The following is a 19,960-nucleotide window of genomic DNA, read 5'->3' as shown; positions in this document are numbered from 1 at the left end:
AGATAGGGAGACGTGAACACAGTATAAGAAAAAGGTCGGGGTAAAAGATGGAAACCAAAGAACAACTGCAGCAAGCGATGGCTGAAGTAGAGACGTGGGAACAAGAACAAAAAGACCTGTGGATCTGGGATAAACTGGCCAGGCTGCCATTCGTCCTGCTGGATAAAGTGACGCCAGCCTTCATCCAGGAGAAGCTGGGACAGGCTGTTGAGGAACTAGCCCGTTATGTCGATACAGGGGGCAGGTACCTGCTGCACGAACAGGAGGTGGTGAAGCTGCTGAGTGAACAGTCTGTTGCTGCCGGCGGCCAGTCGATCCGTTCGATCGAGCAGATTGCGGAGCAGCCGCTCTCCTTGATGGATGCTGTAGCCGATCAGCTAAGCTCATCCCGCACCCGTTTTGCCACGGTACAGGGAGCGACGACCGGAGTTGGCGGCGTCTTTACCTTGGCGATTGACATCCCGCTGCTGCTCGGACAGTCACTCAAGGTGCTGCAAGAGATGGCAGTCGTATATGGCTATCAGCCGGCAGAACAGGCGGAGCGGGTATTTATCGTCAAATGTTTACAGTTCACTGCCTCTGATCTCGTCGGCAAACGGGCTATTCTAGAGGAGCTCGGCCAATACGGCAGTGAGGCAAAGCGGAACCAGATGATCGCCCAGCTTGTCGGCTGGCGGGAAGTAGCCTTGACCTACCGAGACAACTTTGGTTGGAAAAAACTGCTGCAGCTCATCCCGATAGCCGGTATTCTTTTTGGTGCTTACATCAACCGAAAAACGATTGAGGAAGTAGCCGAGACGGGCAGGATGTTGTACCGCAAGCGGCGTATCGCGGAGAGGCTGCTGCGGATTACAGGAGAGAGACCTACCGAGTAAAACCCAATGCCCGGTCAGGCCCCTCCTTTTCTTCTTTTTCCTGTTAATCGAACACACAGACTTTGTCAGGATCACGCAGGTACTCGAACAGCAGATGGATTTGGGCTTTGGTATTGCGCCTCTCTGACAGGATGGGCAGTTCCTGTTCTGGGAAAAACCCGACATCACTCGTCTCGATATCGTCAGAAACCGCACTGCCGCCCGTGATCCGGCATTGAATAAAGATCTTGTAAAAATGGTAGGGCTGCGGCAGTTGGGAATGACGTCTCATGTCCAACACTGCCAGCAGTTTGACAGGTACTACTTCGTAACCCGTTTCCTCTTTTACTTCTTTGACGGCGATTTCGCCCGGCGTATAACCGATATCGGCATAACCGCCCGGTAATGCCCAGGCTCCATCCGACATTTCTTTCACCATCAAGATTTTGTCGTCTTGGAAAACGACACCGCGGACGTCCACCTTGGGGGTTGGATAGCCTTTCTCATTGGCAAACAGTTGGCTCACCCGGCACATCTCTGTTTGGGAGTACTCCGCCATGATCTGTACACTGATCCTGCGCAACTCCTCAAAACGTTCACGATCAAAGGCATCTTTGGAAAAGGTCAAGCCTGCCTGGGCGATGGCTTGCAGACGAGTGCTCCATTCTAACCACTTGTACGACATATCCTCATCTCCTGATTCTCGTCTTGCTGGTTCCATTCTACCGTACCCGTCCAGTATTCTCCAGCCGAGGAACACCCAACTTCTGGCGAGACGATCCGGGCATGATGGATTGACGGCTATTCGAGCAATCGCTTACAATACACATATTGATGAGGTCATCAGATCACCGCAAGACTTATGAACTCGTGAGGGGCAATATGAAACCGAATTCTCATTTTAAAATCCGCAAGACGTACGAGGAAGTGGCTGATTACATCAAACAGCAAATCTTGTCGGGTGCATATCAGCCGGGAGACCGACTTCCTTCGCTGCGTGAACTAGGGGAACTGTTGGGGGTAGGTCAGTCGACGGTACGTGAAGCGGTCAGTGCGCTGAAAACGATGGGACTTGTCAGCATCAGACAGGGGGAGGGAACATTTGTCACGCCCTTTCATCCGGAAGAGGTCTTATCAGCTTTTGAACCAGTGCGGCCGATGACCGAACAGGATATCATCGCCCTGCTGGAAGTGCGCAAAATCATTGAGTCGGGTACAGCCCGCCTCGCCGCTGAACGGCGTACCGAGGATGACCTGAAACCGTTGGAAAAGGCGCTGGAGCAGATGAGGGCAGCACTGGTAACAGGGGTGCTTGGCGAAAAGGCGGATTGGCATTTTCACTACTCGATAGCCCTCGCATCGCACAACCCGATTCTCGTCTCCGTCGTGCAGTCCATCGGAGAGACGATGGAGAAGCACGTGAAAGAAAACAGGCTGCGGTTATTCCGCACCCCGGGGAATCCGGAACGCCTGCTGGAAGAACACCGCCGAATCTTCGAAGCAATTGCCAACCAGCTTCCCGAGCAGGCGGAAGCGGCGATGCTGGCCCATCTGCAGGGAGTGGAACAAGAGATGATGTCCTGAATGGCCCTTTCAGCAGAAGTCATCTGATGACCTGATGCTAGATAGGGGCGATTTGTCATTACGACTGGGGTAGGTCACCGATAGGGGGACGTACCCAGCCAGCAAGACAAATCGCGGTAGAATGTACGATTTCCAAGGAGGCTTGCCATGGTAAGCAAGGAAGCACGAAGTGAACTGATCAGTGTCGTCGGCGAGAAGTGGTTTCTCGATTCGCCGAACGAATTGTACGTCTATTCGTACGATGCCACGCCGCTCTATCAGGCTATGCCCGATGCAGTGGTGATTCCCGGCAGTGTGGAAGAACTGTCGGCTGTGCTGCGGATCGCCAACCAGCGCGGCATCAATATTGTACCCCGCGGGTCCGGAACCAACCTGTGCGGCGGGACGGTGCCGCTGGAAGGCGGCATTGTACTGAACATCAACCGTCTCAACAAAATCAAAGAAATCGATCAGGACAACCTAACCGCGACGTTTGGACCGGGAGTGATCACGGCGGATCTGCATAAAGCGGTGGAAGCGGTTGGCTTGTTTTATCCGCCAGACCCGGGCAGCATGCGGATCTCGACGATGGGCGGCAATGTGGCCGAGTGCGCCGGTGGGATGCGCGGACTCAAGTACGGCGTGACCAAGGACTACATCATGGGTCTGGAAATGGTGCTGCCGACAGGCGAAATTTTGCAGGTTGGCGGAAAAAACGCCAAGGATGTGGCCGGCTATGATTTGACAAAATTGTTGGTCGGTTCAGAAGGTACATTGGCCGTGGTCACAGAGATTACGGCCAAACTGCTGCCGCTGCCGGATGCCAAGCAGACGATGGTCGCCTATTACCGCAGCTTGACTGATGCTGCCCGCACAGTACAGCGGGTGATTGCCAACAGGATCATCCCGGCGACGATGGAGTTTCTCGACAATGCTACGATGCAAGTGGTAGAAGACTTTGCCCGAATCGGGCTGCCGCTGGATATGGAAGCGATGCTCTTGATTGAGCAGGATGGCTCTCAATCGCAGGTGGAGCGAGATATGGAGCGAATCGCCGAGATTTGCCGTCAGGAAGGAGCGGCGGAAGTGCGGTTGGCCCAGACGGCCGATGAGGCCGCTGGTTTGATGGCAGCCCGGCGTGCCGCACTGTCGGCGCTGGCTAGAATGAGACCGACAACGATCCTGGAAGATGCCACAGTTCCCCGCTCCCGACTGGCAGAGATGGTGGAGCAGGTGAACCGGATTGCCAAAAAGTACGATGTGCAGATCTGCACGTTTGGTCATGCGGGTGACGGCAACCTGCACCCCACCTGCATGACGGATGAACGGGACAAAGAGGAGATTCACCGCGTTGAACAAGCGTTTGAAGAAATCTTCCTGGCCGCGATGAAGCTGGGCGGCACGATTACCGGTGAGCATGGTGTTGGAGTAGCCAAGGCCAAATACCTTGACCTGAGAGTAGGTTCTGCCGGTGTTGAGTTGATGAAGCGGATTAAACAAGCCTTTGATCCCAACGGCATCATGAATCCCGGGAAAATGTTTGCCAAAGATACACGGCGGCGAGTGGTGGTGAAAAGTTGTGAGTGTGGACATGAACACGCAACAGAACACGAAGCTTGAGGAACAGCAGAAAAAAGCATCGCAGCCCGGCTGTGAGACGATTAGCTTGCTCGGCAAGTTTAATATGGACGAAATCATGAACTGTATGCAGTGCGGCTTCTGTTTGCCCGCCTGTCCCACCTATCGGGAGACGGGGAAAGAGTCAGCCAGCCCTCGTGGGCGAATCGCACTGATGAAAGGAGTGGCGGAACAGAAGCTCCCGGCGGATGATGAATTTGAGCAGAACATGTACCTCTGCCTCGGCTGCCGTGCCTGTGAAACGGCCTGTCCTGCTGGCGTGCCATACGGTAGTTTGGTAGAAACAGCTCGTGAAGTGGTAGAGTCGACCAAAAAGCAAAGTGAATCCCCTTCATTCGTCCGCAAGTTGATTTTTGAGAAGGTATTCCCCTATCCGGAGCGATTGCAGACACTGGGCACCCTCCTGTGGGGGGCACAGGCAGCGGGATTGCAGTCGCTGGCCCAGAAGACCGGATTGATGAAGCTGCTGCCCCGACCGATGGCTGAGATGCAGCAGGCGGTCGATCGGGTTGCATCTCCAATGGAGCGGCGGAAGCGAGAGCCCGTGATGAAGCCGGAAACTTCCCCGCCAGCCTTGAGAATCGGCCTGTTTACCGGCTGCATTATGGACGTGATGTTTTACGAGATCAATCAGGCCACGGCCCGTGTGCTGGTGAAAGCAGGGTGTGAAGTCATGTTCGTCGACAATCAGGTGTGCTGCGGTGCGCTGCATGCACATGCCGGAGAAAAGGACGGAGCGGTGGAGCTGGCCAAACGGAACATCGAAGCGTTCGAGCAGTCTGGCGTTGATTATGTTGTGAACAATGCTGGGGGATGCGGGGCTGCCCTCAAAGAATACCATCACTGGTTTCACGATGACCCCGAGTGGAAGCAGCGGGCGCTCAACTTTGTAGCCAAGGTACGAGACGCCAACGAATTGCTTGCCGAACTGCCGGAAATCACCTTTACCAAGTCGCTTGCCATGCGGGTCACGTACCAAGATTCGTGTCACCTGGCCCACGGTCAAGGGGTGCGCAATCAGCCGCGGCAGTTGCTGCGCAGCATCCCTGGCGTGGAATACCTCGAACTGAACCGGGCGGATAGCTGCTGCGGCTCCGCCGGGATCTACAATATCACCAACTATGAGATGTCAATGCAGATCCTGGATGAAAAAATGGACGACGTACAGGAGACCAAAGCCGATGTAGTCGTCACGTCCAATCCCGGCTGTTTGTTGCAAATGAAGCATGGTGTCAATCGTGCAGGGCTGGCAGGACGGATGGAAGCACTTCATATCATGGAACTGCTGGACCGAGCCTTGTAATTAGGCATTGGCGCTGGCAGGCCGTTAGGGCTGTTAGGCAATGTTCACCATTTCGTTGGTGTCAGATCCTCCGTGAAGGATGTTATAATCTAGATAGTCAATAAGGTTACAGATGGAGGGAAAGACTATGTTGTATGTAGCGATGTTAACGATTGTCGATCATGAGGTAAATGCCCAGGTTCGACCGGCACATTTGGAGTATATCAACCAACTTTTCCTCCAGAACAAAGTGGTCATGGCAGGTCCGTTTACCGATCAGCGCGGCGGGATGGTCATTTACCGGGCAGACAGCCTGGAAGAAGCTAGAGAGTTGGCAGAGGCTGACCCGGTCGTCTTGAAAGGAGCGAGGACACTGGAGCTGCGAGAGTGGAACCCGCTTTCCTTTCCTCTCGGTTGATCGGTTGAGCTGAGCCCCTTTGTGGCAGACTATCCTTATACAATTCGCAAGGAGGAATCTGAATGAAACGTATTACCCTCACATTGCTGTCAGCGGTCATCGCTTTGGCAGTAAGCGCCTGTGGCGGTGGCGAGCAAGCAGAACCACCAGCCGAACAAGCACCTGCAGAGCAGCCGCCTGCCGACCAACCACCAGCAGAGGAACCAGCGGAAACCGCTCCTTCCGGTGAGGCCGGAGAGTTTGACGCGGAAACCGCATCCGCGCTGTTCAAGCAGAGATGCGCAGGCTGTCACGGACAAGAGCTGGAAGGATTAAACGGTCCGGCATTAACCAACGTCGGCGCCACCTATTCCCAGGAAGAAATTTTGGAGATTATAAAAAACGGCAAAGGCGGAGCGATGCCGGGGAATCTGGTAACCGGTGAGGATGCCGACAACCTGGCAGCGTGGCTCGCATCCAAGAAGTAAACAAAACGAAACAGAAAATAGAAATAGATATTGATCAGTAACAACCATCTTCACGGAAGGAAGGTGGTTGTTTTTTTGTTGAATTTTTATTATTATTCATGTATAAAAATACAGAAAGAGGAGAGAGGCATGATTCGTGTTGGAATTGTGGGTGCTACCGGATACAGCGGTGTCGAACTGATTCGTCTGTTATCCCTTCACCCGCATGCGCATATGGAACGGCTTTATTCCAGTTCGGCTGAAGGAACGTCACTCGCATCGGTATTCCCGCACCTGCAGCAAATCACTCTGCCGACGCTGCAAGCGATTGACCCGACAGCGATGGCGGCAGAGAATGATGTCGTCTTTCTCGCTACACCCGCAGGCGTCAGTCGGGAGTTGTCTCCTCAACTGCTTGCAGCAGGGGTCAAGGTGATCGATTTGTCAGGAGACTTTCGTCTTTCGTCCAGTGAATTGTACCGAACCTGGTACAAAAAAGAGCCCGCATCGCAGGACCAGCTGGCGCTTGCTGTGTATGGACTGCATGAATGGAATCGGGAACAGGTAAGCGAGGCGAAGCTGATCGCCAATCCTGGATGCTATCCGACGGCAGCACTGCTTGGACTTCTGCCGCTGGCCAAAAGCGGTTGGGCAGATCCGCACAGTTGGATTATTGATGCCAAGTCAGGTGTATCCGGAGCGGGCCGCGGCGTCTCTCTGGGTGTCCACTACAGTGAAGTGAACGAAAGTGTTTCTGCGTATAAGGTGGGTCAGCATCAGCATACACCAGAGATCGAGCAGGAACTGACCCGACAATCGGGTGTGGAGACGATCATTCAGTTCACGCCTCATCTGATTCCGATGACGCGGGGCATTCTGGTTACCGCTTATGCCCAATTAACAGCCTCGGTCGGGATCGAAGCGCTGCAAGATTTGTACGAATCGGCCTATTCCGACAAGCCGTTTGTGCGTGTTCGCCAGCCCGGCACCCATCCCAGGACCAAAGAAGTATACGGCTCCAACTACTGCGATATTGCCCTTCACCTCGACCAGCGGACAGGGCGTGTGATCATCCTGTCGGTCATCGACAATGTGGTCAAAGGAGCGGCAGGTCAGGCTGTACAAAACATGAATACGATGTTCGGATTGCCGGAGACGGAAGGGCTCGCGCTGACGCCGGTGTTTCCGTAAAAGGGGGGAGAGACGTGCCGGTTGTGATCAAGTGCGGCGGCAGTACCATGGAACAGCTGCCCGCTGCGTTCTACCAAGCCATCGCTGAGCTGCAGCGATCTGGTGAGCAGCTTGTGCTGGTGCACGGAGGCGGACCGATGATTACGGAGATGCTGAGCAAGATGGAGATTCCGCCCCGTTTTATCGAAGGACTGCGCTATACCTGTGAAGCGACGATGGACGTCGTGGAGATGGTGCTTGGCGGCTCGATCAACAAGCGTTTGGTACGCCGGCTGCTGCAAGCGGGGTGTCGCGCCTGGGGGCTAAGTGGGATCGATGGCGGAATGATTTCGGCCAGACAGACAGATCAACCGTTGGGATTGGTCGGAGAGATCGTCAGCGTCGAGACCTCACTGCTGGTCAGCCTGTTGGATCAGGGATATCTGCCAGTGGTAGCACCGCTGGGCGTGGAGCAGGATGGGAGACAAGTCTACAACATCAATGCCGATGTTGCCGCAGGAGCTGTCGCCGCTGCTCTTGGCGCAAACAAACTCCTGATGGTTACCGATGTACCGGGCATTCTCATCCCTGATGGCGATTCATTGGTCTGCAAGCAGACGGTTGATCCGCATGAAATCGCGGAGCTGATCGAAAAGCAAGTGATTACCGGCGGGATGATCCCAAAGGTACGTTCCGCGCTCGCTGCACTGGAACAGGGGGTAGAGGAAGTCGTGATCTGCAGGGGCACGCCTGAAGACCTGCATGGAATATTTGCCGGCAAGCCGGTGGGGACATCGTTGCGCAAGAGCCGTGACGAGCGTTCCGCCACGATGAAAGGAGTGAGCGTATGAGTGCGGTCACCGATGCATGCAACTTGATGAACAACTATACGAGATGGCCGATTCGTCTGGTGAAGGGGAAAGGAAACACAGTCTGGGACGATCAAGGCAAGGAATACCTTGACTGTACGTCCGGGATCGCCGTGACCTCGTTGGGACACGTGCCACCACAGGTGACAGAGCGGCTTCATCAGCAGCTCGATCAACTGTGGCATACATCCAATCTGTTCGAACATCCTTTGCAAGAGCAGCTGGCGGCCAAGCTGGCCCAGCTCTCCGGACTGGATCGCGTGTTTTTTTGCAACAGTGGCGCGGAAGCCAACGAAGCGGCTATCAAACTGGCCCGCCGCTATCAGCAAAAGGTGAAAGGAGAGCAGCGGTACGAAATCATCACGTTCCGCCAGTCGTTCCACGGACGTACGCTCGCTACCCTGACGGCGACGGGGCAGGATAAGGTCAAGGATGGTTTTCTGCCGCTGCCGGAGGGGTTTGCGACGGTACCTTACAATGATTTGCCCGCTCTGTCTGCGGCGATCAGCCCTCATACCTGCGCGGTTATGCTTGAGTTGGTGCAGGGCGAAGGAGGAGTACTCCCGGCCGATCCACAATGGGTAAGTGCAGTGGCGCAGCTGTGTGCCAAGACAGGGGTGCTGTTGATCATTGACGAGATCCAGACTGGAGTTGGCCGCACCGGCAGTTGGTTCGCCTATCAGCAGTACGGGATCAAACCGGATATCGTGTCACTCGCCAAAGGCTTGGGCAGCGGATTCCCGGTAGGGGCGATCCTGGCTGGGGAGGAAGTGGGCGAAGCGTTTTCGCCAGGCACTCACGGCTCCACCTTTGGCGGCAATCCATTGGCGATGGCGGCAGGCTTGGCGACGCTGCAAGTAATCGAACAGGAGCAGCTGCTGCAGCGGGTCGGTGAGCTAAATCGTTATCTGATCTCCCGCTTGGAGCAGATCAAGGAGTCCCACCCAGGAAAAGTGACCGCCGTTCGCGGCATGGGCTTGCTGGTAGGTATCGAACTCTCCCAGTCAGCCGCTGATGTTGTCTCTCACGTGAGAGAAAAAGGGGTGCTGATCCTGCAGGCGGGACCGCAGGTCGTACGCCTGCTGCCATCGTTTGTCACGACAGAGGCGGAATTGGATCGACTGACAGACGCCCTTGATGAAGCGATAGCTGCTCTGTAAATCCCAGGCAACGGGTTGATGTAGGCGAAGGCCCGCGAAAAACCCGTTGCATTTTTATTAATGGAAACGTATAATAATTCACAGTTGCGCATATGTATACGGCAGAAAACAGAGAAAACCTGTGATTTTCATGGAGAGGAGATGGCTGTATATGAATCAGCATACAACCGCCCATGGCCCCGGTTACTTGACGCTGGCGAGTGGTGAGGTATTTGTCGGACAGCTGCACGGCGCACCGCTGACTGCCCCTGGGGAAGTGGTTTTTCATACAGGCATGACCGGATACCAGGAAGTGATGACCGATCTCTCATTTGCGGGTCAGATCGTCACGTTTACGTATCCGTTGATTGGCAATTACGGGATTAATGAACACGATCACGAGGCACTGCAGCCAGCTCTTGCCGGGATGATCGTCAGCGAGTTGTGCGATCAGCCCAGTCATTACCGCAGTCAGGCAACGCTTGCTGAGACGGCGGAGCGTTTTGGCTTTCCGATTTTGTCTGGCATTGATACACGAGCGATTACCAAGCTGGTTCGGGCGAGAGGTCATCTCTACGGTGTCATTGCTGATCAGCCGCTGACGGGAGAAGAAGTAGTGCGTCTCTGCACCAAGCGAGACTGGTCATCGCTTGTCGCCGACGTATCTTGTCGCCAATCGGAGAGCTATCCAGGCACAGGAGAACATGTCGTGCTCGTCGATCTGGGGATGAAACGGTCGATTCTCGATTCGCTGCTCGCTATGGGCTGCCGAGTGACGGTCGTTCCTTTTAACACCAGCTATGAACAGATCAAGTCTTTGGAGCCAGACGGTCTGGTTTTCTCCAACGGTCCTGGCGATCCCCAGGATTTGCTGCCCTACTGCAGTGAGTGGCTGAAGGCTGTAGAGCGGTATCCGACGCTCGGCATCTGCCTCGGCCATCAGGTGATCGCTTTGATGTTCGGAGCCAAGACGGGCCGACTTCCTTATGGTCACCGCGGGAGCAACCATCCGGTAAAAGAACTGCTGACCGGAAACGTATACCTGACCTCGCAAAACCACGGGTACGTTGTCCTGGAAGAGACGCTGGACAAACGCCAATTGGCGGTTACTTATCGCAATGTAAACGATGCTTCCGTAGAGGGGCTGCGACATCTCTATCTGCCGATCAGCAGTGTCCAGTTCCATCCGGAGGCCCACCCGGGACCTGACGATACGTCCCATATTTTTCAACAGTTTATCCAGTCACTGCGCACGATAGGAGCGAAGCATTATGCCTAAACTGCCTGACATCAAGAAAGTGCTGGTAATCGGTTCCGGTCCGATTGTGATCGGGCAGGCAGCGGAATTCGATTATGCCGGCGCCCAGGCCTGCTTGTCTTTAAAGGAAGAAGGCGTCGAAGTAGTCCTCGTCAACAACAACCCGGCGACGATCATGACCGACGAACAGATGGCAGACAAAGTGTACCTGGAGCCGCTGACCGTAGATGCGGTAGCCAAGATTATCGAAAAAGAACGGCCTGATGGCCTTTTGCCGACACTGGGCGGACAGACCGGTCTCAATCTGGCAGTTGCCTTGTCCGAAGCGGGTGTACTTGCCAAGTACCAGGTAAAACTGTTGGGAACCCCGCTTGAGGCGATTCAAAACGGGGAAGACCGTGAGCTGTTCAAACAGATGATGGAGAAAATCGGCGAGCCCATTCCCGAGAGTGCAACGGTGGAGTCGGTCGAAGCAGCGATGGCGTTTGCTGCGCGGATCGGCTATCCGGTCATCGTCCGTCCGGCGTATACCCTGGGAGGAGCCGGGGGCGGCATCGCGGAGAATGAAGCGGCGCTGAAGGACGTAGCAGCACGCGGCATCGCCGCCAGCCCGATCGGTCAGGTGCTGATCGAACGGAGTGTGAAAGGCTGGAAAGAGATTGAATACGAAGTGATGCGGGACAGCAGCGATACCTGCATCATCGTCTGCAATATGGAGAACCTCGATCCGGTCGGCGTTCATACAGGGGACAGCATCGTCGTCGCTCCGTCACAGACGTTGACCGACCAGCAGTATCAGATGCTGCGCAGCGTATCGACAAAAGTGATTCGGGCGCTGGGCGTTGTCGGCGGATGCAACATCCAGTTTGCGCTTGACCCTCATTCTGACAGCTATTACTTGATCGAAGTAAATCCACGGGTAAGCCGTTCCAGTGCGCTTGCTTCCAAGGCGACCGGCTATCCGATTGCCCGAATTGCGGCAAAACTGGCACTTGGCTACCGTTTGGATGAAGTGCTCAACCCGATCACCGGCTATACCTACGCCAGCTTTGAGCCAACCCTGGACTACGTGGTGGTTAAGATTCCACGCTGGCCATTTGACAAGTTTCCACAAGCCGACCGTTCGTTGGGGACCCAGATGAAGGCGACCGGTGAAGTGATGTCGATCGCCCGCAACCTGGAAGCGGGTCTGCTCAAAGCAGTGCGCTCGTTGGAGATTGGCTGCATTCATCTGGAGCGGCCGGAAGTGGCCGCCTTCACACGAGAGGAACTGGAGACGGCGTTGGCACATGCCACCGATCTCCGCCTGTTTGCTCTGGCAGAAGCAGTGCGTCGCGGCTTTTCCGAAGAAGAGCTGCATGCCTTGACCGGGATCGATCCGTTTTTCCTGCGCAGTGTCAGACGGATTGTGCAGCTGGAGAACGTGCTGGCCGACGCAGGGGCCGACGGATTGACTAAAGAACTGCTGCAGGAGGCAAAGCACCGCGGTTTTACAGACAAAAAAATCGCATCCTTGCTCGCCTCCACACCAGAGAAGATTCGTCAACTGCGCAAAGAATGGGGCATCACACCCGCTTATAAGATCGTCGACACCTGTGCCGCTGAGTTTGACGCGATTACACCCTACTACTATTCCACCTGGCAGGGAACCGATGAAGTGGCGGAGTTAACCGGACGAAAAGTGATGGTTCTTGGTTCGGGACCGATCCGCATCGGTCAGGGAATCGAGTTTGACTACTGTTCGGTTCATGCGGCAAAAGCGCTGCAGGCCAAAGGCATCGCGGCGGTTGTCGTCAACAACAACCCGGAGACGGTCAGCACCGACTATGAGACAGCCGACCACCTCTACTTTGAGCCGCTGACGGTGGAAGACGTCCTGCATGTTGCCGAGCGTGAAGGGATAGAAGGGGTTATGGTGCAGTTTGGCGGTCAGACCGCGATCAATCTGGCTGCACCGCTGGCTGAAGCCGGACTGCCCGTATTGGGTACTTCGCTTGATTCCGTAGACCGTGTAGAAGACCGTGAACTTTTTTATCAGCTGCTGCGAAAGCTGCAGATCCCGCACATACCCGGCCAGGGAGTAGATTCATTGGCTGAAGCGCTGCAGGTGGCTGAATCGATCGGCTACCCTGTGCTGCTCCGTCCCTCTTACGTCATCGGCGGTCAGGGGATGACGCTGGTGCACGACCCGGCAGAATTGCAGACGGCAGTAGAGAATTGGCTCGCTGACAAGGAAGACCGCAGCTTTTTCCCGCTGTTGGTAGACAAATATATCCTGGGGATGGAAGTAGAGATCGATGCTGTCTGCGACGGAGAAACGGTCTTGATTCCCGGTATTTTCGAACATGTGGAAAAAGCGGGGGTTCATTCCGGCGATAGTATGGCCCTCTTTCCGGCACAAGGCCTCACCAGCGAGCAGAAAGAGACATTGGTTAGCTACAGCAAACGAATCGCCGTAGAGATGAAAGCAGTCGGACTGATCAACATTCAGTTCGTCGTCCACCATGACGTGATCTACGTCCTGGAGGTAAATCCCCGTGCTTCGCGGACCGTACCGATCGTGAGCAAAGTGACGCGCGTACCGATGGTGGAACTGGCCGTACGGGCACAGTTGGGGGAAAAGCTGGAGCAGATGGGATTTGGCAGCGGGCTGCTGCCGGACATTCCTTTTGCTGTAGTAAAAGCGCCTGTTTTTTCGACGATCAAGCTGTTAGGTGTTGATCCGGTTTTGGGACCGGAGATGAAATCGACCGGAGAGATTCTCGGAATTGGTCGCACGGTAGAGGAAGCAGCGGCCAAGGCGTTTGAATACAAGGACGGACTACATTTGGCGCTGCAATCCGACGATCTCGTCTTTGTATCGCTTAGTGACGCCGACAAGCCTGCTTTCCTGGTCCAATTGGACGGCTTGTGCGGGAAGGGAGTGCGGTTTGCCGCTACGGCTGGTACGGCAGAAGCGTTGAAGAGGCACGATGTTGATGCGATTGTGATCAGAGATACCGCAGAATGGCAGCAGTTGATCCAAACAGACAAAGTGGCGTTGGCACTCATCACGGCAACGAAGGGAAACCGCCAAGACCGTCTGGGATTTGCTCTGCGCAGCCTGGCCATTCAAAAAGGGGTCCCATTGTTTACCGCGATGGAAACGTTTGGCTTGTATCAAGAGGCTTGGATGAAAAGGGGGAGTACGGAGGATGGAACCTGCGAAGACATTGGAAGCTTATCAGGATGTGCAGCTGTCCGCATGTAAAGGCAGAGATGTGTTGAGAATTGACGAGTTCAGCCCTGCTGAACTGGAAGGATTGCTGCGATCCGCGCAGCAGTTGAAACAATGGCAGAAGAGCGGCAAGGTTTATCAACCGCTAAAGGGAAAAACGCTCGGCATGATCTTTGACAAGGCATCCACCCGTACGCGTGTCTCGTTTGAGGTAGGGATTTACCAACTGGGCGGGATGGGAATGTTCCTGAGCGGCAAAGAGCTGCAGTTGGGGCGAGGCGAGCCAATTAGCGATACAGCGCAGGTGATGTCACGCTATGTCGATGGGATCATGATCCGCACGTTCTCTCATGAGGCTGTAGAGACGTTGGCCCGATACGCCGAGATTCCGATCATCAACGGACTGACCGATCTGTTCCACCCCTGCCAGGCGCTGGCCGACATGCTGACCATCCTGGAGCATAAAGGAACACTCAAGGGCATCAAGCTGGCCTACGTAGGGGACGGAAACAACGTCGCCAATTCCCTTGTATTGGCCGCTGCACTGCTTGGTGTAGATGTGAGCGTAGCTGCTCCGACCGGTTATGAAATGGACGACCAGATCATCAAGCAAGCAGAGATGTACGCTGCAGCCAGTGGAGCACGTCTGCTATTTACCAACGATCCTGAACAGGCGGTAAAAGGCGCCCACGCGGTCTATACCGACGTCTGGACCAGTATGGGCTTTGAAGCAGAAAATGAACAGCGTCTGCGAGATTTTGCCGACTATCAGGTGAACGAACGACTGGTAAGTCTGGCTGATCCCTCGTATCTTTTCATGCACTGCCTGCCCGCCCACCGCGGGGAAGAAGTGTCGGCGGGGGTGATTGACGGCCCGAATTCTGTCATTTTTGATCAGGCAGAAAACCGTCTGCATGCGCAAAAAGCGATTTTGGCCGCGGTCCTGTAACTCCAGTACTAGGCCTCTTGCGCTCTTGCAAGGGGCTTTTTGCATGGAACATGATGAAATCTATGAGCGGAAAGTCACATTTAGTGGGAATCTATCTAATATTCACAAATCTAGTGTTGCCGAAAAATGTCAAAAACATGTACTATACTTGTAGAGAAGGTGTGATGAAATATAGACTGTATGTTGGATGCTTGGTCTATATGGAGCGTGTAGCGAACCCACCTTCCATAAAGCGGAAAGGAGGGATAGAGATGAAAAAGCTCTTCTTCGCTGTTCTTTTGGTCGTAGGTATTGTAGCTGCTACTTCTGCACACTTCAATGTAACCTAAAACGGACCAGCATGTCTATGGGGAAACACCGCTATAAGTGGTGTTTTTCCACTAGATAAGGAGGAACGCAGATGTCCATCGATATCATATTACTATCCTTTGTGATTGCATTTCTACGTGGTGGCAGGTTGCGAGAGTTGCCCAAGTTCCACAAGCTTTACTTCCTGGTTGTTAGCATTCTTTTGCAAGTGTGTTCAGCTTTCATGCCAACCATCGGGGGCATTTTTGTCTCGATAGCCTATATCTTCACGTTGTTATTTTTTTTTAGTAACCGGGAACATGAAGACATCCGTGTCTTTATGATCGGCTGGTTTCTAAATGCCATCACGATCTGGTCCAACTACGGAAAGATGCCGATAGATCTGGAACAAGCCAAAAAATTGCCGTACTCACTTGAGCCGATTATCAACGGTACAGACTTTAAACACAGTGTTTTGACGGAAGCTTCCAATCTTCCTTTTTTGGCGGATATCGTGTACATGCCGTTCCCGATTGAACGAGTGATCAGTATCGGGGATATGTTCATCATGCTGGGTGCCTTTCTGCTTGTCCAGCGCATCATGAACAAGCCGATTTCATTAATCAGACTGCGAGAAGGTAGTAGCTATGCAGCCAAGAACTGAGATTCTTCAACAGATGAAAGGCTTTCTAGTTCGATTTTGCTATCCAATCCTGGCTATAGTAATCGTGGTATCAGCTGTTCCAACATGGGAATCTCGTACCTATTGGGATATTTTGGTAATATACACGATTTTATCAATTATTGTCTCGTTTACCGCTATGAAAACGGCCAATTTTGTCATCACCTTGAACAACGCCGTAACGTTTTCGGCGATTCTGTTGTACGGAACATGGGTAGGAGTTTGGTGTGCGGCTGTTGAGATCCTAATCATTGCGTTTTTGTTTCGGTCCGCCATCCCAAGATTTTTAGCAAATGCAGGACAGATGCTGTCAACCGTGTGGATTGTGGGTTACGCGCATGAGTGGATCAATTCAACAACGCTTCCTCCAGTGTTCTCTGACGTTTTTTTGGTTTTGTTGTACTTTGCAGCGAACACAGTATTATGTTCAGTGGCCATTTCTCAGTTTTCGAAAGTGCATACATATGTAGTGGCAAAAAGTCTAATCAAGGACGGAACGCTCACTTATGTTCTCGTGATGGTTCACGGAGGGATTGGGGCAAGGCTCATCGAATATTACGGCGCCCCTTCCCTGTTACCGATCCTCGTCACTTTTGTGATTATAAGCATTGTTTTCCACCAATACTTCAACAACCTCAACAGCCTCCAGCAAAAGATGGACGAGGTAAAACATCTGAACGACTCAATCCTCACGGCAATGGCGGCTTCGATTGACGCCCGCGACCCGTATACGCATGGTCACTCGTATCGTGTCGCCTACTGGGGCCGTGAACTGGCCACGGCAATCGGCCTCTCCAAAAAGGAAGCCGATGAAGTGTACTACGGAGGGATTCTGCACGATATCGGCAAGATCGGGATTGAGGACGATATTTTAAATAAAGAAGGAAAATTATCCAAGGAAGAATATCACAAGATTCAACAGCATCCGGTCATTGGTTACCATATAGTGAAACAAGCAGGCGTCTTTCCCGAACTGCTGCCGGCTATACGTAATCACCACGAACGGGTTGATGGGAAAGGGTACCCAGACGGGCTAGGCGGTACAGAGATTCCGCTGATCGCCAGGATTCTTGCGATCTCAGACGCTTTTGACGCGATGGTGTCAGACAGACCCTACCGCAAAGGGGTACCGGTGGACCAGGCTCTGCAGATCATCAAGGAAAACGCCGGGACACAGTTCGATGCAGTCTTGGCCGAGACGTTTGTCAGGCTGGTCCGACGTTACTCCAAAGAGCAGTTGGAAGAAGTGTTTCGACAAAGTGGACAAATCAATATCAGGTTAACCGAGGGGGCTTCTTGACAGGGGGAAGCCCCCTCGGCTTGTTAACGAAAAATGACAGATGCGAAAACTTGTTGTATTTTTATTAGTCAGTATGTATAATTACACAATAGAATACAGGAACGATTGGAGAGAGGATTCATGGCAAAAGAAAAAATTGTACTGGCTTATTCGGGTGGTTTGGATACATCCGTTGCGATTAAATGGCTGCAGGAGACTTACAACTTTGATGTGATTGCCGTCGCTCTCGACGTAGGAGAAGGCAAGGATCTCGACTTCGTACAGAAAAAAGCGTTGCAGGTTGGCGCGATCAAGTCGATTGTCGTCGATGCCAAAGAGACGTTTGCCAATGATTTCGTGCTGCCTGCCCTGCAGGCCAACGCGATGTACGAGGGGAAATATCCGCTCGTCTCTGCGCTGTCCCGCTACCTGATCTCCCGCGTACTGGTGGAGATTGCAGAGAAAGAAGGAGCAGTCGCTGTGGCTCACGGCTGCACAGGTAAAGGGAATGATCAGGTACGCTTTGACGTCTCCTTTACGGCGCTCAACCCAGACCTGAAGATCGTCGCTCCCGTCCGTGAGTGGGGCTGGACCCGTGACGAAGAGATTGAATACGCCAAGCAACACAACATCCCGATTCCGATCAACCTCGACAACCCGTACAGCATCGACCAGAACCTGTGGGGCAGAAGCTGTGAGTGCGGTGTTCTGGAAGATCCGTGGGCAGCTCCTCCGGAGGGCGCTTATGACATGACCAATTCGATCGACGATGCCCCCGATCAACCGGAGGAAATCGAGATCACGTTTGAGAAAGGGGTACCGACAGCCCTCAACGGAGAAAAACTGTCCGTTGCCCAGCTGATCCTCAAGCTGAACAAGATTGCAGGGAAACATGGCGTCGGCCGTATCGACCATGTGGAAAACCGTCTCGTCGGGATCAAGTCGCGGGAAGTGTACGAAACCCCGGCAGCTACCACGCTGATCCTGGCTCACCGCGAGCTGGAGTTCCTGACTCAGCCGCGTGAAGTGGCTCAGTTTAAGCCGATTATCGAACAGAAGATCACCCAGGTGATTTACGAAGGTCTCTGGTATTCGCCACTGATGAATGCCTTGAAAGCTTTTGTCCAGGAGACCCAACAATATGTCAGCGGGGTCGTGCGGGTCAAACTGCACAAAGGTCACGCCATCGTGGTAGGCCGCAAGTCTGCTTCTTCCCTGTACAGCCATGAGCTGGCTACGTATGCGGAGGGTGACCAGTTTGACCATAAGGCGGCACTCGGCTTCATCAAACTGTGGGGCCTGCCGACCAAAGTGCACGCTCAGGTAAATGAAGCGGCACTCGGACAGGGGTATACGACTCCTATTACAATCGTCGATGAAAAGGATGCGGTTACGCAATGAAACTGTGGGGAGGGCGCTTCACCAAGCCGACCAACCAACTAGTGGAAGAATATACAGCCTCGATCTCGTTTGATCAGCAGATGTGGCGGCAGGATATTGTCGGCAGCCTGGCCCACGTCGCCATGCTGGGCAAGTGCGGCATCCTTCCGATGGACGAAGTGAAACAGATTATCGCCGGGCTGAAAAAAGTAAAAGAGAAGATTGAGCGCGGCCAGGTAACGTTTCAAGTAGCACACGAAGATGTGCACATGAACATTGAGAAGCTGCTGATTGAAGAGATTGGCCCGATCGGCGGCAAGCTGCATACGGGACGGAGCCGCAACGATCAGGTGGCCCTCGATATGCACTTGTACCTGCGGGAAAAAATGCTGGAGCTGATCCAACTGGCCGCTTATCTGCAAAACGCCTTGTTGGATCAGGCAGCCAACAACCTGGATACGGTCATGCCTGGCTATACGCATCTGCAGCGTGCGCAGCCGGTGCTGTTCGGCTATCATCTGATGGCGTATGTCTCCATGCTGCAGCGGGATATGGAACGGCTGCAGGATGCCTGGAAGCGGGTCAACGTTCTGCCGCTCGGAGCCGGAGCGCTCGCCGGAACGACCTTTCCGATCGACCGTGAGTTTGTCGCCGAACTGCTGCAGTTTGACGGTGTCTACCTGAACAGCATGGATGCGGTGAGCGACCGCGACTTCATCGTCGAGTTTCTCTCTGCCGCCTCGCTGTTGATGGCCCACCTCTCCCGTCTCTGTGAAGAACTGGTGATGTGGAGCAGTCAGGAATTCTCGTTCATCGAGCTGGACGATGCCTTCTGCACCGGCTCCAGCATCATGCCGCAGAAGAAAAACCCTGACGTGGCAGAACTGGTCAGAGGCAAGACCGGACGCGTCTACGGCAATCTGATCGGCATCCTGACTGTGCTGAAAGGACTGCCGCTGGCCTATAATAAAGACATGCAGGAAGATAAAGAGGGAATGTTCGACACGGTCGCCACCCTGCACGGCGCACTGGCGCTGCTCACCCCGATGATCGAGACGATGCAGGTAAACAAACAACGCATGCGGCAGGCGGTAGCCGAGGATTTCTCCAACGCAACCGATCTGGCGGACTATCTGGTCACCAAAAATCTGCCGTTCCGTCAGGCGCATGAAGTAGTAGGACGGGCGGTGCTCTACTGCATCGAGCAGAAGAAATATCTGCTCGATCTCTCCCTGGAGGAGTTTCAGCGGTTCTCGCCGCTGATTGACGCTGATGTCTATCAAGCGCTTGATGCAGACACGGTGGTAAACGCGCGTAAAGCGATGGGCGGTACGGCGCGCGAACAGGTAGAGAAGCAGATCACTGCTTATCGTGGATTTTTGGAACAGACCAAGTCTTGGATCAATCAGACCAGCCAAAAAGTCTCCATCGAATCACTGGTCGACGTCGGCTCGCCGGTGTAAAGATGATTCTCGTTGCATGAACAAGCGCTCCCCTGCTCCGGAGGTTCCGGATACAGGGGAGCGTT

At 53.9% G+C, this 19,960-nt stretch carries 17 protein-coding genes; 16 read left to right on the top strand and 1 reads right to left on the bottom strand.

Translation table 11 applies throughout. The features are described 5' to 3' along the window. Positions 1-47 precede the first annotated feature (47 nt). Positions 48-875: an EcsC family protein gene (locus LOK74_RS18600; RefSeq protein WP_230043487.1), complete on the top strand. Its 828-nt coding sequence runs from the start codon at positions 48-50 to the stop codon at positions 873-875. Positions 876-918: 43 nt separating this feature from the next. Here LOK74_RS18600 and LOK74_RS18595 read toward each other — a convergent pair whose 3' ends face one another. Then, positions 919-1,539, bottom strand: a complete 621-nt coding sequence (locus tag LOK74_RS18595; protein WP_230043486.1) for an NUDIX hydrolase — start codon at positions 1,537-1,539, stop codon at positions 919-921. A gap of 197 nt (positions 1,540-1,736) precedes the next feature. On the opposite strand from LOK74_RS18595, the gene LOK74_RS18590 reads away from it, so the two are divergent. The 15 genes from LOK74_RS18590 to argH all read left to right on the top strand — a co-directional run bounded on the left by LOK74_RS18590 (position 1,737) and on the right by argH (position 19,895). Continuing rightward, a complete protein-coding gene (locus tag LOK74_RS18590; protein ID WP_230043485.1) occupies positions 1,737-2,438 on the top strand; it encodes a FadR/GntR family transcriptional regulator in 702 nt (233 codons plus the stop codon). 147 nt (positions 2,439-2,585) lie between these two features. Continuing rightward, a complete protein-coding gene (locus LOK74_RS18585) occupies positions 2,586-4,037 on the top strand; it encodes an FAD-binding oxidoreductase (protein ID WP_230043484.1) in 1,452 nt (483 codons plus the stop codon). 64 nt (positions 4,038-4,101) lie between these two features. Next, complete coding sequence (locus LOK74_RS18580) at positions 4,102-5,358, top strand: (Fe-S)-binding protein (protein ID WP_230047059.1); 1,257 nt, start codon at positions 4,102-4,104, stop codon at positions 5,356-5,358. 127 nt (positions 5,359-5,485) lie between these two features. Then, complete coding sequence (locus LOK74_RS18575) at positions 5,486-5,755, top strand: YciI family protein (RefSeq protein WP_230043483.1); 270 nt, start codon at positions 5,486-5,488, stop codon at positions 5,753-5,755. 62 nt (positions 5,756-5,817) lie between these two features. Next, on the top strand, positions 5,818-6,222 hold the full coding sequence (locus LOK74_RS18570) for a c-type cytochrome (RefSeq protein WP_230043482.1): 405 nt from the start codon (positions 5,818-5,820) through the stop codon (positions 6,220-6,222). A 129-nt stretch (positions 6,223-6,351) separates the two neighbouring features. Then, positions 6,352-7,392 (top strand): N-acetyl-gamma-glutamyl-phosphate reductase, encoded by a 1,041-nt coding sequence (argC, locus tag LOK74_RS18565; RefSeq protein WP_230043481.1) that lies wholly within the window; start codon positions 6,352-6,354, stop codon positions 7,390-7,392. 47 nt (positions 7,393-7,439) lie between these two features. Next, complete coding sequence (gene argB, locus LOK74_RS18560) at positions 7,440-8,222, top strand: acetylglutamate kinase (protein WP_230047058.1); 783 nt, start codon at positions 7,440-7,442, stop codon at positions 8,220-8,222. After that, entirely contained in the window at positions 8,219-9,400 is a 1,182-nt protein-coding gene (locus LOK74_RS18555) for an acetylornithine transaminase (RefSeq protein ID WP_277613395.1), read from the top strand. The genes argB and LOK74_RS18555 overlap by 4 nt, the downstream gene beginning before the upstream one ends. A 151-nt stretch (positions 9,401-9,551) precedes the next feature. Continuing rightward, positions 9,552-10,658 carry a carbamoyl phosphate synthase small subunit gene (locus LOK74_RS18550; RefSeq protein WP_230043480.1) on the top strand — a complete coding sequence of 369 codons (1,107 nt, stop codon included), beginning with the start codon at positions 9,552-9,554 and terminating at the stop codon, positions 10,656-10,658. Then, entirely contained in the window at positions 10,651-13,887 is a 3,237-nt protein-coding gene (gene carB, locus LOK74_RS18545) for a carbamoyl-phosphate synthase (glutamine-hydrolyzing) large subunit (protein ID WP_230043479.1), read from the top strand. The genes LOK74_RS18550 and carB overlap by 8 nt, the downstream gene beginning before the upstream one ends. Beyond that, entirely contained in the window at positions 13,832-14,803 is a 972-nt protein-coding gene (argF, locus tag LOK74_RS18540; RefSeq protein WP_230043478.1) for an ornithine carbamoyltransferase, read from the top strand. Before carB ends, argF begins: the two co-directional genes overlap by 56 nt. Positions 14,804-15,203: 400 nt before the next feature. Then, positions 15,204-15,755: a DUF5317 domain-containing protein gene (locus LOK74_RS18535; RefSeq protein WP_230043477.1), complete on the top strand. Its 552-nt coding sequence runs from the start codon at positions 15,204-15,206 to the stop codon at positions 15,753-15,755. 487 nt (positions 15,756-16,242) lie between these two features. Continuing rightward, positions 16,243-17,073 (top strand): HD-GYP domain-containing protein, encoded by an 831-nt coding sequence (locus LOK74_RS18530; protein WP_230043476.1) that lies wholly within the window; start codon positions 16,243-16,245, stop codon positions 17,071-17,073. Between the two features lie 120 nt (positions 17,074-17,193). Beyond that, positions 17,194-18,453: an argininosuccinate synthase gene (locus LOK74_RS18525; protein WP_230043475.1), complete on the top strand. Its 1,260-nt coding sequence runs from the start codon at positions 17,194-17,196 to the stop codon at positions 18,451-18,453. Beyond that, positions 18,450-19,895 (top strand): argininosuccinate lyase, encoded by a 1,446-nt coding sequence (argH, locus tag LOK74_RS18520; protein ID WP_230043474.1) that lies wholly within the window; start codon positions 18,450-18,452, stop codon positions 19,893-19,895. The genes LOK74_RS18525 and argH overlap by 4 nt, the downstream gene beginning before the upstream one ends. Positions 19,896-19,960: the final 65 nt, after the last annotated feature.

This window comes from Brevibacillus humidisoli, assembly GCF_020923435.1.
Classification (GTDB): domain Bacteria; phylum Bacillota; class Bacilli; order Brevibacillales; family Brevibacillaceae; genus Brevibacillus_E; species Brevibacillus_E humidisoli.
This window is presented reverse-complemented; position numbering and strand designations above follow the sequence as displayed.

Excerpts from the sequence above, each read along its gene's own strand:
- LOK74_RS18535 (WP_230043477.1), top strand. The coding sequence starts at position 15,204 with ATGTCCATCGATATCATATTACTATCCTTTGTGATTGCATTTCTACGT.
- LOK74_RS18580 (WP_230047059.1), top strand. The coding sequence starts at position 4,102 with ATGGACGAAATCATGAACTGTATGCAGTGCGGCTTCTGTTTGCCCGCC.
- LOK74_RS18575 (WP_230043483.1), top strand. The coding sequence starts at position 5,486 with ATGTTGTATGTAGCGATGTTAACGATTGTCGATCATGAGGTAAATGCC.
- carB (WP_230043479.1), top strand. The coding sequence starts at position 10,651 with ATGCCTAAACTGCCTGACATCAAGAAAGTGCTGGTAATCGGTTCCGGT.
- LOK74_RS18525 (WP_230043475.1), top strand. The coding sequence starts at position 17,194 with ATGGCAAAAGAAAAAATTGTACTGGCTTATTCGGGTGGTTTGGATACA.
- LOK74_RS18590 (WP_230043485.1), top strand. The coding sequence starts at position 1,737 with ATGAAACCGAATTCTCATTTTAAAATCCGCAAGACGTACGAGGAAGTG.
- argH (WP_230043474.1), top strand. The coding sequence starts at position 18,450 with ATGAAACTGTGGGGAGGGCGCTTCACCAAGCCGACCAACCAACTAGTG.
- LOK74_RS18585 (WP_230043484.1), top strand. The coding sequence starts at position 2,586 with ATGGTAAGCAAGGAAGCACGAAGTGAACTGATCAGTGTCGTCGGCGAG.
- LOK74_RS18550 (WP_230043480.1), top strand. The coding sequence starts at position 9,552 with ATGAATCAGCATACAACCGCCCATGGCCCCGGTTACTTGACGCTGGCG.
- LOK74_RS18600 (WP_230043487.1), top strand. The coding sequence starts at position 48 with ATGGAAACCAAAGAACAACTGCAGCAAGCGATGGCTGAAGTAGAGACG.
- argB (WP_230047058.1), top strand. The coding sequence starts at position 7,440 with ATGGAACAGCTGCCCGCTGCGTTCTACCAAGCCATCGCTGAGCTGCAG.
- LOK74_RS18595 (WP_230043486.1), bottom strand. The coding sequence starts at position 1,539 with ATGTCGTACAAGTGGTTAGAATGGAGCACTCGTCTGCAAGCCATCGCC.
- LOK74_RS18555 (WP_277613395.1), top strand. The coding sequence starts at position 8,219 with ATGAGTGCGGTCACCGATGCATGCAACTTGATGAACAACTATACGAGA.
- argF (WP_230043478.1), top strand. The coding sequence starts at position 13,832 with ATGGAACCTGCGAAGACATTGGAAGCTTATCAGGATGTGCAGCTGTCC.
- LOK74_RS18570 (WP_230043482.1), top strand. The coding sequence starts at position 5,818 with ATGAAACGTATTACCCTCACATTGCTGTCAGCGGTCATCGCTTTGGCA.
- argC (WP_230043481.1), top strand. The coding sequence starts at position 6,352 with ATGATTCGTGTTGGAATTGTGGGTGCTACCGGATACAGCGGTGTCGAA.